9 protein-coding genes are annotated in these 13,391 nt (G+C 64.9%); 2 read left to right on the top strand and 7 right to left on the bottom strand.

The features are described from left to right. Positions 1-55 precede the first annotated feature (55 nt). On the bottom strand, positions 56-3,631 hold the full coding sequence (gene dnaE, locus VG320_RS21830) for a DNA polymerase III subunit alpha (RefSeq protein WP_327202145.1): 3,576 nt from the start codon (positions 3,629-3,631) through the stop codon (positions 56-58). 239 nt (positions 3,632-3,870) lie between these two features. Between dnaE and VG320_RS21825 the strand changes: the two genes are divergently transcribed. Both VG320_RS21825 and gluQRS read left to right on the top strand, forming a co-directional pair. Beyond that, complete coding sequence (locus tag VG320_RS21825; RefSeq protein WP_327202144.1) at positions 3,871-4,761, top strand: sulfurtransferase; 891 nt, start codon at positions 3,871-3,873, stop codon at positions 4,759-4,761. A gap of 7 nt (positions 4,762-4,768) precedes the next feature. Continuing rightward, positions 4,769-5,689, top strand: a complete 921-nt coding sequence (gene gluQRS / locus VG320_RS21820) for a tRNA glutamyl-Q(34) synthetase GluQRS (protein WP_327202166.1) — start codon at positions 4,769-4,771, stop codon at positions 5,687-5,689. Between the two features lie 94 nt (positions 5,690-5,783). Here gluQRS and VG320_RS21815 read toward each other — a convergent pair whose 3' ends face one another. The 6 genes from VG320_RS21815 to purT all read right to left on the bottom strand — a co-directional run bounded on the left by VG320_RS21815 (position 5,784) and on the right by purT (position 13,302). Beyond that, positions 5,784-7,316, bottom strand: coding sequence for a DEAD/DEAH box helicase (locus tag VG320_RS21815; RefSeq protein WP_327202143.1), 1,533 nt, complete (start codon positions 7,314-7,316; stop codon positions 5,784-5,786). A gap of 502 nt (positions 7,317-7,818) precedes the next feature. Next, complete coding sequence (locus VG320_RS21810) at positions 7,819-9,255, bottom strand: aldehyde dehydrogenase family protein (protein ID WP_327202142.1); 1,437 nt, start codon at positions 9,253-9,255, stop codon at positions 7,819-7,821. 124 nt (positions 9,256-9,379) lie between these two features. Then, positions 9,380-11,026: an acetolactate synthase large subunit gene (locus VG320_RS21805; RefSeq protein ID WP_327202141.1), complete on the bottom strand. Its 1,647-nt coding sequence runs from the start codon at positions 11,024-11,026 to the stop codon at positions 9,380-9,382. Between the two features lie 139 nt (positions 11,027-11,165). Continuing rightward, positions 11,166-11,597 carry an MliC family protein gene (locus VG320_RS21800; protein ID WP_327202140.1) on the bottom strand — a complete coding sequence of 144 codons (432 nt, stop codon included), beginning with the start codon at positions 11,595-11,597 and terminating at the stop codon, positions 11,166-11,168. A 74-nt stretch (positions 11,598-11,671) separates the two neighbouring features. Next, complete coding sequence (locus VG320_RS21795) at positions 11,672-11,863, bottom strand: DUF6726 family protein (RefSeq protein ID WP_327202139.1); 192 nt, start codon at positions 11,861-11,863, stop codon at positions 11,672-11,674. 215 nt (positions 11,864-12,078) lie between these two features. Beyond that, positions 12,079-13,302: a formate-dependent phosphoribosylglycinamide formyltransferase gene (gene purT, locus VG320_RS21790; RefSeq protein ID WP_327202138.1), complete on the bottom strand. Its 1,224-nt coding sequence runs from the start codon at positions 13,300-13,302 to the stop codon at positions 12,079-12,081. Positions 13,303-13,391: the final 89 nt, after the last annotated feature.

Below are 13,391 nucleotides of genomic sequence, written 5' to 3'. Positions count from 1 at the left end.
ATGACAGACGGGCGGCCTGAGCCGCCCGTTTTGCGTTGCTACGCCAGGAAAACGATCAGTACACGATCTCGATCGAGCTGCCCGCGAACTCGCCACGCAGCGCCGCCAGCAGATCGTCGGTGGGCTTGACGCGCCAGGCATCGCCCAGACGCACTTCGCCTTGCGCGCGCTCGTTGCGATAGACGATCTGCACCGCGAGGCCGTTCGGAATCACGACCTGTTCGCGCTCGCGGCCACGGCCGCCGAAGCCACCGCCACCATCGCGACCGCCGCGCCCACGCGTCTCCACCACCGGCGCGGGCAGCGAATCATCGGGCTTCGCGCGATGCGCTTCGAGCACCGAGCGCAGCGACGCCGCATCGGCGTTACCGTTCACCTGCACCTTCACGGCCTGCGCGTAACGGCTGCGCGCGCGCTCCAGATCCATCACGGTATCGACGGTAAAGCGGATGCCGCCCGTGAAGGCGTCGTTGCGCGCGCCGCCCTGCACCACCAGCAGCTCGTCTTCCTTGAAGAGCGCCTTGTGCGCCTCGTACTGCTCGTTGAACACCGTCACTTCGCACTGGCCGGTGCCGTCGTCGAGCAGCGCGATCAGCATCTTGCCGCGCTGGGTCATCTGCGTGCGCAGCGAGGCGATCACGCCCGCCACCAGCTTGTCGCGGCCTTCCTTCAGCTCGCCGATCTTCTGGCGCACGAAGCGACGCACTTCGTCCTTGTAGGCATCGAACAGATGGCCCGACAGATAGAAGCCCAGCGCGCCCTTCTCTTCCTGCAGCTTGCGCTTCTCGTCCCACGCCGGTTCGTCAACGAGTTCGTGCGCCGCCAGCGGCGCGTCGCCCATGTCGAACAGACCCGCCTGCATGGCGTTGGCGCTGGCCTGCTCGGCGGCTTCCATTGCCATCGGCACCGAGGCGATCAACTGCGCGCGATTGGCGTGGATCGTGTCGAACGCGCCCGCGCGGATCATCGCTTCGATCGTGCGGCGATTCACCAGACGGCGGTCGATGCGCTCGCAGAAGTCGAACAGATCCTTGAACAGGCCGCCTTCTTCGCGTGCGCGCAGGATTTCTTCGATGGCGTTCTGGCCGCTGCCCTTGATCGCGCCCAGACCGTAACGGATCGTGCGCGAACGCTTGCCCTCGGCCACATGCGCATCCGCAACCGGCTCGAAGCGATACGCCGACGCATTGACGTCCGGCGGCAGCACCTTGAGGTTGTTGGTTGCGCAGTCTTCGAAAAGGATCTTGACCTTGTCGGTGTCGTCCATGGCGAGCGACATATTCGCCGCCATGAATTCCGCCGGATGGTGCGCCTTGAGCCACGCGGTGTGATAGGCGAGCAAGGCGTAAGCGGCCGCGTGCGACTTGTTGAAGCCGTAGCCCGCGAACTTTTCCATCAAGTCGAAGGTTTCGTCGGCTTTCTCGCGCGTGAGGCCGTTTTTCGCCGCGCCTTCCGCGAAAATCTCGCGGTGCTTGGCCATTTCCTCGGGCTTTTTCTTACCCATCGCGCGGCGCAGCAAGTCGGCGCCGCCCAGCGAGTAGCCGCCGATGATCTGCGCCATCTGCATCACCTGCTCCTGATAGACCATGATGCCGTAGGTCTCTTTCAGAACAGGTTCGACGCGCGGGTCCGGATACTCCACCACTTCGCGGCCATGCTTACGCGCGCAGAAGCTCGGGATCAGGTCCATCGGGCCCGGACGATACAGCGCCACGAGCGCGATGATGTCCTCGAAGCGGTCAGGCTGCGCGTCTTTCAGCATGCCCTGCATGCCGCGGCTTTCCAGCTGGAACACGGCGACCGTATTCGCTTTCTTGAGGATCTGGAACGACGGCGCGTCGTCGAGCGGCACTTCGGCCAGCGACCAGTCCTTCTTCGACGGATCGAGCCTGCGGATATAGCGCTCGGCCCAGTCGAGAATCGTCAGCGTGGTCAGACCCAGAAAGTCGAACTTCACGAGGCCGACGGCTTCCACGTCGTCCTTGTCGTACTGGCTCACGACGCCGCTTTCGTCGCCCTGGGTGTAGAGCGGGCAAAAATCCGTCAGCTTGCCCGGGGCGATCAGCACGCCGCCCGCGTGCATGCCGACGTTACGCGTGAGCCCTTCCACGAGCTGCGCGAGGTCGAGCAACTGGTGTACTTCGTCCTCGTTGTCGTAGCGCTCCTGCAAGAGCGGCTCTTCCTTCATCGCATCGGCGATGGTGACGTGCTTGCCCGGCTTGAACGGAATCAGCTTGGCGATGCCGTCCGTGAAGTTGTAGCCCAGATCGAGCACGCGGCCGATATCGCGCACCGCCGCCTTCGCGGCCATGGTGCCGAAGGTGGCGATCTGCGACACCGCATCAGCGCCGTACTTGTCCTTCACGTACTGAATGACGCGGTCGCGCCCGTGCTGGCAGAAGTCGATGTCGAAGTCGGGCATCGAGACGCGTTCCGGATTCAGGAAACGCTCGAACAGCAGGTTGTAGCGCAGCGGGTCCAGATCGGTAATGCCCAGCGCGTACGCGACCAGCGAGCCCGCGCCCGAACCCCGGCCCGGACCCACCGGCACGCCGTTGTTCTTCGCCCAGTTGATGAAGTCCGCAACGATCAGGAAGTAGCCCGGGAACCCCATCTTGATGATGGTCCCGCACTCGAAGTCCAGACGTTCGTTGTAGCGCGCGCGTTCGGCTTCGCGATCGGCTTCATTCGGATAAAGCTGCACGAGGCGCTTTTCCAGCCCTTCGCGCGACAGTTGCACGAGATAGTCGTCGAGCGACATGCCATCGGGCGTCGGGAATAGCGGCAGCTTGGGCTTGCCGAGTTCGAGCGTCAGATTGCAGCGTTTGGCGATCTCGATCGTGTTGGCGAGCGCCGAGGGAATGTCCGCGAACAGCGCGGCCATTTCGTCCTGGGTGCGAAAACGCTGATCGGTCGTGAAGCGTTTCTGGCGGCGCGGATTCGCGAGAATGTCGCCTTCCGAAATACACACGCGCGCTTCGTGCGCGGTGTATTCCTCGTGCGTCATGAACTGCATCGGGTGCGTGGCGACCACCGGCAGTTGCAATTCCGCCGCGAGCGCGACGGCCTGCTCGATGTATTGCTCGCCGCCGGCCTGGCCGCAGCGTTGCAGCTCGATGTAATAGCCGTTCGGGAACAGTTTGGCCCAGCGCTGCGCGTGGCGCTTCGCGCTTTCGACGTTGCCCGCCGCGAGTGCGAGACCCACGTCGCCCAGTTGCGCGCCCGAGATCGCCAGCAGCCCTTCGCCCAGACCCGCTTCGAGCCAGGCGACATCGACTTCCGCGCGGCCGCGATGCTGGTTCGTGAGCCACGCCTTCGACAGCAGCTCGCACAAATTCAGATAACCGACCTTGTCCTTCACGAGCAGCAGCAGGCGCGAAGGTTTGTCGCGGTCGTCCGGATTCATGATCCAGACGTCGCAGCCGGCAATGGGTTTGACCCCTTTGCCACGGGCTTCCGAATAAAAACGAACGAGGCCGAATGCGTTGCCGAGGTCGGTGAGCGCGAGCGCGCCCTGGCCGTCTTTGGCCGCCGCCTTGACGAGGTCGTCGAGACGCACGATGCCGTCGGCAATCGAGAATTCGGAGTGGACGCGGAGATGGACGAAGCGGGGATCTGACATGGGCGTCATTGTACCTCTACGGTCCGGCGTTTTTCGCCGCCGGCACCGCGTGCAAAGCAGTTTGAGCGTGTGCGAATACGTGTGAAGTGTCAGCGTGCGGACTTGCACTCCGTCAGCAACGCGCGACATTCCGGCAGCAGGGACAACGCGCTGCAGGTGCCTCGCCGCCCGGTTGAGGGATAATAGCGGATTGCGCCCGCCGCACCGCTCGCGGGCCCGTCCGATTCAGCTTTGAGTGTTTGTTGGCCATGCGTATCCTCAACCTTTCCTCCTACCAGTTCGCGACACTTGAGAAGACCGCCGAATGGCGTCCGCTCGTGCTCGCGCGCTGCAATGAACTCGATTTGCGGGGCACGATCCTGCTCGCGCCCGAAGGCATCAACCTGTTCGTCGCTGGCAGTGAGCCGAACGTGCGCGCCTTCATGGACTTCGTGCGTACCGACCCGCTTTTCGAAGGCAAATTCGCCACGCTGCAGTTCAAGGAAAGCTTTTCCGAGGATCGCCCCTTCAATCGCATGCTCGTGCGTTTGAAGCGCGAAATCATCACGATGAAAAAGCCCGCGATCCGCCCGGAAGAAGGCCGCGCGCCTTCGGTCGCGCCGGTCGTGTTGAAGGAATGGCTCGACCGCGGATTCGACGACGAAGGCCGTCCGGTCGTGATGCTCGATACGCGCAACGACTTCGAAATCGATCTGGGCACCTTCGATAAGGCGCTCGACTATCGCCTGACGAAATTCAGCGAATTCCCCGGCGTGATCGAGGCGAATCGCGCCGATCTGGAAGGCAAGACCGTGGTGTCGTTCTGCACAGGCGGCATCCGCTGCGAGAAAGCGGCGATCCACATGAAGGAAGTGGGGATCGAGCGCGTTTATCAGCTTGAAGGCGGCATCCTGAAGTACTTCGAGGAAGTCGGCGGCGCGCATTACAACGGCGACTGCTTCGTGTTCGACCAGCGCACCGCACTCAATCCGCAACTCGAACCGACCGGCACGGTTCAGTGCTTCGCGTGCCGCGCCGTCGTCACGCCTGCTGAACAAGCTTCGCCACTCTTCGAGGTGGGCAAGAGCTGCCCGGCGTGCCACCCGGCGCGTGAGCAAGGTGCTCAAGGCACGCAAGCAGCAGCGGCAAACGCCGCATAATCCGCGCGTGAGCGCACCTGCTTCCGGCTATCGCGGGCGCTTCGCGCCCTCGCCCACTGGTCCTTTGCATTTCGGCTCGCTGGTTTCGGCGCTGGCGAGCTGGCTCGATGCGCGCGCGCATGACGGCGCGTGGCTCGTGCGCATGGAAGATATCGACGGCCCACGCACCGTGCCCGGCGCCGCCGATGACATCCTCGCGACGCTCGAACGCTTCGGCTTTCACGCGGATGAGGCGCCCGTGTGGCAAAGCCAGCGCACCGGTCTATACCGTGAAGCGCTGGACACGCTGATCGCGACGAAACACGTCTATCCCTGCGGCTGCACTCGCAAGGAAATTGCCGACTCGCAATTGCACGCGCACCGGCGCAACACCACGCTGATCTACCCCGGCACCTGCCGCGACGGCCTGCACGGCAAGACCGCGCGCGCGTGGCGTCTGCGCGTGCCGGACGACGTGCCGCAATGCGCCGATAATCCCGCGCTGATCCGCTTCGACGATCGCTGGCAAGGCCCGCAGCAACAGGATCTGGCGAACGATGTGGGCGATTTCGTGCTGCTGCGCGCGGACGGTCAATGGGCGTATCAACTGGCCGTGGTCGTGGACGACGCCGCGCAAGGCATCACGCACGTCGTGCGCGGCGCGGACCTGCTCGACTCCACGGCGCGCCAGATCTGGCTGCAACGCTGTCTAGGCGTGCCGACGCCCACTTATCTGCACGTCCCCGTCGTCACCAACGCCGATGGCGAAAAGCTCTCGAAGCAGACCGGCGCGCAGGCGCTCGATGCGTCGCGCCCGCTCGAAGCGCTGCTCGCGGCGGCTCAACATTTGGGGCTAGATCTGCATCAGCCGACGCCCGCCTCGCTCGAAGCCTTTCAGGCCGACGCAATCGACGCCTGGAAACGGCGTCTCGTGCACTTGCCCGCGTAAGGACGCAAACGCAAAACGCAAACACAACGCAGGCGAAAAAAAACGGCGTGCCGGGTTTTCACCCGCACGCCGTTTCTACATCTGGAACGCTAGATCACGACGACGACGAAGGCGTCGGCTTGTTGCGCCACGACGAACCGAGCCCGCCCAGCAGCGCGGCCAGCGGCTGCTTCGACGACTTCTGCGACGTGCTAGCCGGTGCGGCCTTGCTGTCCTCGGCCTTGCTGCGCGCGGCGGCGGACGGCTCATACGGCTTCAGGAAGAAGTCGTCGATGGGTTGCGAGCGGTGGTGGTGCGGACGCTCGAAGCTGCCCGTGCGGCGGTGACCGCGCTCGCCGCGTGCCTCACGCGCCTCGCGGCCTTCACGACCCTCGCGCCCCTCGCGATCACCACGCGCCTCGCGGCCTTCGTGCGCATCGCGCTCGCGGCGACGGCTGCCGCCCTCGTGGTGCGCCACCGGCGTATCGACGACCAGATGCTCGACCGTCAGCGGACGCTTGATGAGCTTTTCGATATCGGCCAGTTGCTTCTTCTCGTTCGGGCTGCACAGCGACAGCGCGTCGCCGGTCGCGCCCGCGCGGCCGGTACGGCCGATACGGTGGACGTAGTCTTCGGCGTTGAACGGCAGGTCGAAGTTGATGACGGCGGGCAGTTCGGCGATGTCGAGACCGCGCGCGGCCACGTCGGTGGCCACCAGCGCTTCGATCTCGCCGCGCTTGAAGGCGTCGAGCGCCTGCATGCGCTCGTTCTGCGAGCGGTCGCCGTGAATCGCGGCGGCGACGATGCCGGCCTTCTCGATCTGGCGCGCAAGACGGCTCGCGCCGATCTTGCTGTTACAGAACACGATCACCTGCTTCAGACCACGCGAGCGGATCAGTTGCACCACCGCGCCGGTCTTGTCGCCTTCGGCGACTTCATAAACGATCTGCGTAACGTTCGCATTCGTCGAGTTGCTGCGCGCGACTTCGATGGTCTGCGGCGTGCGCAGATACGTGGCGGCGAGCTTCTTGATTTCCGGCGAGAACGTAGCCGAGAACAGCAGCGTCTGGCGCTCCTTCGGCAGCAGGTTCAGGATGCGCTGCAGATCCGGCAGGAAGCCCATGTCCAGCATGCGGTCGGCTTCGTCGAGCACGAGCATCTGCACCTGGCCCAGATTCGTGGTCTTCTGCTGAACGTGATCGAGCAGTCGGCCCGGCGTCGCGATCAGGATTTCCACGCCGCGGCGCAGTTCTTCCGACTGCGGGTTCATGTCGACGCCGCCGAACACCACGGCGCTGCGCAGCGCCGTGTGCTGCGCGTAGGTGCGCACGTTGTTGGCGACCTGGTCGGCCAGTTCGCGCGTAGGCGTGAGGATCAGCGCGCGCACCGGATGGCGTGCGGGCGATGCGCTCGTGCTGGCCATCGGCAGCAGGCGTTGCAGGATCGGCAGCGAGAAGCTGGCGGTCTTGCCGGTGCCGGTCTGGGCGGCGCCCATCACGTCACGGCCCGTGAGGACCACGGGAATCGCCTGCGCCTGGATCGGCGTGGGCGTCGTGTAGCCCTGCTCCTGGATCGCCTTGAGGATGTCGGGCGCGAGGCCGAACTGATCGAAGGTCGCAGTGCTGGGCTTGACGTCGGTGTCGGACATGGTGGGTTTCGCTATAAAGGCGCTAGGCGCACGAGGCGCCATGCGCCTCAAATAATCACTGCGGGACTGCGGTAGTGCTGGCAGACGCTGCGTGGGCGCAGCCTGGCTCTGCCGGGATTGCCCGGGGCGACCGGCATGGCCGGTCGTGGCGGACAGCTTGCGGAACGGGCCGTTTGGGCTCTTTGTGCTCACGGGAGCCGTCTGGGCGAGGTGCGCCGGCTTGATGCCGCGCTCGACCCGCCTGGGCTCACTGCGCTTGCCCGGTGAGGATCACCGTGGCTCGTTCCCTTATTTACGCGCCGATTTTGCGCAATGTTTGCGTTCGGCCGCTTCGATCGATACCGGCGTTGCGCGGGCGCAATCCGGCGAAAGGCCGGTATTGTAGCACCTCGGCATAAATCCCTATGGCCCCATGGACGGGCTTCTGCAAAGACGCAGCGCTTCTGTTCGGGCCCTTTCACCCTTCACAACAGAAGCGCCGTACTCGCGTATCTTCAGGCGTTCACCACGTCTGACGCATCACCATCAGCCGCAGCTCGGTCATATCCTCGATGGCGTAGCGCACGCCTTCGCGCCCCAGGCCCGAATCCTTCACGCCGCCATACGGCATGTTATCGACGCGAAATGACGGAATATCGTTGATGACCACGCCGCCCACGTCGAGCCCATCCCACGCGCGATGCGCGTTGGCGAGCGAATCGGTGAACACACCCGCCTGCAAGCCGAAGTCGCTGTCGTTGACCGTCTCCAGCGCCGCGCCGAAATCCGTGAAGCGCTCGAGGATCGCCACCGGCCCAAAGGCCTCGCGCCGGTAAAGATCGGTGTCGCGGCCTACGTCCTCCAGCAGCGTCGCCTCGAACATCGCGCCGTCCACCTGGCCGCCCGCGATGATCTTCGCGCCCGCCAGCACCGCACTCTCCATCCAGCCCGCCAGGCGCTTCGACTCCGACTCCGAGATCATCGGCCCGACAAAGGTCTTTTCGTCCTTCGGATCGCCCATTTTCAGCGTCTTGACCTTGGCGATCAGCTTGTCGCGCAGCGCGTCGTAGAGCGACGCGTGCACCAGAATGCGCTGCACGCCGATACAGCTCTGCCCCGACTGGTAATACGCGCCGAACGCGAGTCGATCCACCACATAGTCGAGCTTCGCGCCCTGATCGGCATCGACGATGGCCGCCGCATTGCCGCCCAGTTCCAGCACCACCTTCTTCTTGCCGGCCTTCTTCTTGAGATCCCAGCCGACCGCGGGCGAACCGGTAAATGACAGCAGCTTGAAGCGTTCGTCGGTGGTAAAGAGATCGGCGCCGTCGCGATGCGCGGGCAGGATCGAGAACGCGCCCTTGGGCAGATCCGTTTCCGCCAGAATCTCGCCGATGATGAGCGCGCCCACCGGCGTGCGGCTCGCGGGCTTGAGCACGAAGGGCACACCCGCCGCCAGCGCGGGCGCGACCTTGTGGGCGGCCAGATTGAGCGGAAAATTGAACGGCGAAATAAACGAGCACGGCCCGATCGGCACGCGCTTGACGTAGCCGTGATAGCCCTTGGCGCGCGGCGAGATCTCCAGGTTCACGATCTCGCCGTCGATGCGCACGCTTTCCTCGGCGGCCACGCGAAAGGTGTCGATCAGGCGCGTGACTTCGCCGCGCGAATCGTTGATCGGCTTGCCGGCCTCGATGCATAGCGCCATCGCCAGTTCGTCGAAGCGCTCGCGAAAGCGCGCCACGCAATGGTCGATCACGGCCTGGCGCTTGAACGGGGCGAACGCGCGCAGCGCGGGCATCGCCGCTTGCGCGGCGGCGATGGCCTGGTCGATCGCCTTGGCGTCGGCGAGCGCAACGCGCGTGGCGACTTCGCCGCTGTATTTGTCGGTGACTTCGAGATCGGTATTGGCGGCGACGGCCTCGTTGGCCAGGTAGTACGGGTAAGTCGGTTTGAGCATGACGCGTTCTCCGCAAAAGACGCGGCGCGCCACGTCGGGGTCGATCATGCCGCGCCAGAGGGTGTGCGATGTGCGCGGGACGCGCAAGGCGCGCGACCGTGCGCAGGAGCCGTCGCTTACCGCTTCACAGCTGCGCGCTCAGGCGCTTGATCTCGCGGTTGAGCACACGCTCGTTGTCCGAGTAATCGATGGGCACGTCGATCACATGCACGCCCGGCTCGGCGAAACACTGCGTAATCAGCGGTCCGAGTTCGCCCGCGGCGCCCACGCGATGCCCGTGCGCGCCGTAACTGCGCGCGTAATCGACGAAATCGGGGTTTTGCAGCGTCATGCCGTAATCGGGGAAATTCATGTTTTCCTGCTTCCAGCGGATCATGCCGAAAGCGTCGTCGCGCAACAGCAGCACGACGATGTCGAGCTTCAGCCGCACCGCCGTCTCCAGCTCCTGGGAATTCATCATGAAGCCGCCGTCGCCGCACACGGCCACCACCTTGCGCTCCGGATGCACGATTTTGGTCGCGATCGCCGAGGGCAGACCCGCGCCCATCGACGCCAGCGCGTTGTCGAGCAGCACGGAATTCGGCTCGCGCGCCCGGTAATAGCGCGCGAACCAGATCTTGTACATGCCATTGTCTAGACACAGGATGCCGTCCTCGGGCATCGCCTGATAGACGTCGTGCACGAGCCGCACCGGATAAACCGGAAAGCGCTCGTCGTGCTGGCCTTTGGCCAGATGCGCGTCGAAGTGGCGCTTGATCTCCTCGAAGCGCGCGAAATCCCATTCGTGCGTGCGCGGTTTGAGCGCTTCCTTCAGTTGCCAGACGGCGTTGGCGATATCGCCCACCACCTCGATCTGCGGGAAATAAACCGGATCAACCTCCGCGCCCAGGAAGTTGACGTGGATCACCGTGCGGCCTTCCGCGCTGCGCATGAAGAACGGCGGCTTTTCGATCACATCGTGACCGACGTTGATGATGCAGTCGGCGTGTTCGATGGCGCGGTGGACGAAGTCGCCGTCCGAGAGCGTGGCATTGCCCAGCCACAGCGGATGCGACTCGTCGATCACGCCCTTGCCCATCTGCGTGGTGAAAAACGGGATGCCGGTCTGATCGACGAATTCGCGCAACACGTTGCGCGTGGTCTTGCGATTTCCCCCCGCGCCGATCATCAACAGCGGATGGCGCGCCGAACAGATCGCCGCGACCGCGTGCGCGACCGCTTTTTCCTCGGCGACCGGGCGGCGGCTGAAGCTCTTGGGGATGGGTTTGCCGTCGCCCTCTTCATCGGCGACGTCTTCGGGCAGTTCCAGATGCACGGCGCCCGGGCGCTCCTGCTCGGCCTGGCGGAAGGCCTCGCGCACGAGCGCAGGAATATTGCCGATCGACACGATCTGGCGCGCGTACTTGGTGAGCGGCTCCATCATGCGCACCACATCGACGATCTGGAAATGGCCCTGCTTGCTGGATTTGATGGGCTTTTGCCCCGTGACCATCAGCATCGGCATGCCGCCGAGTTGCGCGTAGGCGGCGGCGGTCACGAAATTGGTCGCGCCGGGGCCGAGCGTGGCCAGACACACGCCGGTGCGGCCCGTCAGCCGTCCGTAAGTGGCGGCCATGAAACCTGCGGCCTGTTCGTGGCGCGTAACGATCAGACGGATCTTCGAGCGCCGCAGCGATTCCAGCAGATCGAGGTTTTCCTCGCCGGGAATGCCGAAGATATATTCCACGCCCTCGGCTTCGAGCGCCCTCACGAACAGATCCGATGCCTTCATCGACCACCTCGCTCAAAAGGTGCGAAAGGACGACAAGCGGAGCGAAAATCGCCCGCCCTTCGCATGGCCGACAGATTACTCCGGCACGACGGATCGCGTCGTGAAGCGCGCAGTGCGCGCAAAGCGCGGCTTTAAGGCATCAGCGCATGATCGTCGCGCAGCCCGCGACGATGGGTTTCGAGTTGGGGTCGGCCATGGTGTCGTAGAGATCGGCGCCGGGGCCTTTGGTCCACCAGGCGTAGCGGTCGCCGACATACTTGACGCCCGACGCAGCGACCACGCCCACCAGCAGGATCTTGCGGCCATCGACGGGCACGAGCGCGAAGCTCTGGCCGTTGGACGCGTTCAGATAGCTGACCTTGAAGGTTTTGCCGCTGGCGCAGGTGTAGCTGAAAGTGTGGCGCGACTGCACATGGATGTCGCGGATATCGAGCCCGTTGCCCGATGCTGCGTGCGCCACCGGTGCGGCGAATGCCGCAAGCGCACTGAAAACACTGACAAGCGCGAGCGCCAGGCGCGGGCGCGAGCAGAAAAGACGGAAAGCGGCGACCCGGGCGCGGGCGTCGATCATGGCGTTCTCCTGGCGTGGCATGCCGGTTGGTAGTGACAGCAGCATTGACAGCAGGATGCGCAGGCGTGCGCCGATCACGGATCGATCACATCGGCACAGGCATCGGTGGGAGCAGCCGCCAGATGACCGACGAGCGGCACGATCTTCAGGCCGGCCGACGCCACGCGGCACGGCGCCGCCGCCACCCCGCAGCCCGACAGTGCACACGCGCACGACAAGGCGCCAATCCAGAGCACCACACTCAACGCACGCAACTTATGCAACATACGCGATCCACCCATACCCGCCTCCCTGCCTCTGCCGACACAATAACCCGCGATACACCGGCCGCGCGTTGCAGATGCGCACCGGACGAGCGCGCGATTATCGGCGGCCCGTCACACGCACAGCTTAAGCAAGATCAAGCTGCGCGCGTGTTTGGAGACTTCGACGATGCGTTAGTTCGAACGCCGTTGGGCCGCCGTTCGAACGCCGTCGGACCTCAGTTGGTCGCGTCACCCGGCACCGGGCGCACCGCCGCGGCTGCGGCCCGTGCGCGCGCACGGGCCTCTTCGAGATCCGCGCCTGTTGCCAGCGCCACGCCCATGCGGCGCTTCACGAAGCTTTCCGGCTTGCCGAACAGGCGCAGGTCCGCGCCCGGCACGGCCAGCGCATCGGCGACGCCTTCGAAGGCGATGCCGCGCGCGTCCATGCCGCCGTAGATCACCGCCGACGCACCCGGACCGCGCGCCGTCGTATCGACGGGCAGGCCAAGAATCGCGCGCGCATGCAGTTCGAACTCGGAAAAACGCTGCGAGGCGAGCGTCACCAGACCCGTGTCATGCGGACGCGGACTGACTTCCGAGAACCACACTTCGTCGCCGCGCACGAACAGTTCGACGCCAAAGAGACCGCGCCCGCCGAGTGCTTCCGTGACCTTGTGCGCGATCTCGCGCGAGCGTTCGAGCGCCTTCGCGCTCATCGGCTGCGGCTGCCACGACTCCACGTAATCGCCATCCACCTGCTTGTGGCCGATCGGGTCGCAGTAATAGGTTTCGACCTGGCCGCTGCCTGGGTCGGTCGCGCGCACGGTCAGTTGCGTGATTTCGTATTCAAAGTCGATGAACCCTTCGACGATCACGCGGCCATGATTGACGCGGCCGCCCGCGAGTGCGTATTGCCAGGCGTGCTCGACGTCGGCGTCGCTGCGCAACACCGACTGTCCCTTGCCCGACGACGACATCACCGGCTTCACCACGCACGGATAGCCCACCTTCGCGATGCCGGCCTTCAGCTCTTCGAGCGAATCGGCGAATGCGTAAGGGGACGTGGGCAGCCCCAGCTCCTCGGCGGCGAGGCGGCGGATGCCTTCGCGGTTCATCGTGAGCTGGGCGGCGCGCGCGGTGGGAATGACTTCGGCGACGCCTTCCGATTCGACCGCCGCAAGCGCGTCGGTGGCGATGGCCTCGATTTCCGGCACGACGAGGTGCGGACGCTCGGCGTCGATCAGGGCGCGCAGCGCCTTCGGATCGGCCATGTCGATGACGTGCGCGCGATGCGCGACCTGATGGCCGGGCGCGTTCTCGTAACGGTCGACGGCGATCACCTCGACGCCGAGGCGCTGCAACGCGATGATCACTTCCTTGCCGAGCTCGCCAGCGCCGAGCAGCATGACACGGGTGGCGGAAGCGGAAAGCGGTGTGCCGATGCGGGGGCCGGTCTGCATGATGTCTCCAGAAATCACGATGAAAAATGACGATGAAGCGCACGCGCTCCATGGGTGACGCACGAATGCGAAGAAGCGTCGATGTTAAC

It is taken from the genome of Paraburkholderia sp. (assembly GCF_035948235.1).
Taxonomy (GTDB): Bacteria; Pseudomonadota; Gammaproteobacteria; order Burkholderiales; family Burkholderiaceae; genus Paraburkholderia.
This window is presented reverse-complemented; position numbering and strand designations above follow the sequence as displayed.

Excerpts from the sequence above, each read along its gene's own strand:
- VG320_RS21825 (WP_327202144.1), top strand. The coding sequence starts at position 3,871 with ATGCGTATCCTCAACCTTTCCTCCTACCAGTTCGCGACACTTGAGAAG.
- VG320_RS21800 (WP_327202140.1), bottom strand. The coding sequence starts at position 11,597 with ATGATCGACGCCCGCGCCCGGGTCGCCGCTTTCCGTCTTTTCTGCTCG.
- VG320_RS21810 (WP_327202142.1), bottom strand. The coding sequence starts at position 9,255 with ATGCTCAAACCGACTTACCCGTACTACCTGGCCAACGAGGCCGTCGCC.
- VG320_RS21805 (WP_327202141.1), bottom strand. The coding sequence starts at position 11,026 with ATGAAGGCATCGGATCTGTTCGTGAGGGCGCTCGAAGCCGAGGGCGTG.
- purT (WP_327202138.1), bottom strand. The coding sequence starts at position 13,302 with ATGCAGACCGGCCCCCGCATCGGCACACCGCTTTCCGCTTCCGCCACC.
- VG320_RS21815 (WP_327202143.1), bottom strand. The coding sequence starts at position 7,316 with ATGTCCGACACCGACGTCAAGCCCAGCACTGCGACCTTCGATCAGTTC.
- VG320_RS21795 (WP_327202139.1), bottom strand. The coding sequence starts at position 11,863 with ATGTTGCATAAGTTGCGTGCGTTGAGTGTGGTGCTCTGGATTGGCGCC.
- dnaE (WP_327202145.1), bottom strand. The coding sequence starts at position 3,631 with ATGACGCCCATGTCAGATCCCCGCTTCGTCCATCTCCGCGTCCACTCC.